1 pseudogene is annotated in these 535 nt (G+C 52.3%); it reads right to left on the minus strand.

Annotated features, from left to right (window positions below):
- Positions 1 to 401: pseudogene (locus ACYVAA_RS23050) on the minus strand (TolC family protein); the annotation flags it as partial.
- Between the last annotated feature and the right edge of the window lie 134 nt (positions 402 to 535).

The raw sequence follows: 535 nt of genomic DNA on the forward strand, positions 1-535 counted from the left end.
CCCGCTTCCATCGCGTCTAATGAGCTTTGAGCGGAAACTACGGCTTGTTTGTAGGCGTTAATGCTACTGATAGATGCATTAATGTTGTTGAAGGAGGAACGCACGGTCTGCACGACGCTACGATGGGCACTTTCCAGTTGCTCGCTGGCACCGACAAAGTTGTACTGTGCCTGTTTCACCTGCGAGTTAACCATTCCGCCCTAATAAATCGGCAGCGAGAAGCTCAGGCCAACTTTGTTCTGGCCCATATTGCTATCGTCATACTGGGTACCAGCGGCACCACGGGTTTTCGAACCGCTATAAGAGGTGTCAGAAATCCCGGTAGAAGCCGTTAAATCCAGAGTCGGTAAGTGACCATCCTGCACCTGGCGAATTTGCTCGCGCGCCAGGTCCTGGCTCAAGCGTGCCTGTAACAGCGACAGGTTGCGTTTTTCGGCTTCTTTCAGCAGCGCGTTAACCGGCTGTGGTTTGTCGGTTTTAAAGTTTTCGACATTCAGCGCAGCCAGTTCCGGATAGTAGTTACCGGTGATCTGGC

Source organism: Echinicola sediminis (genome assembly GCF_054777495.1).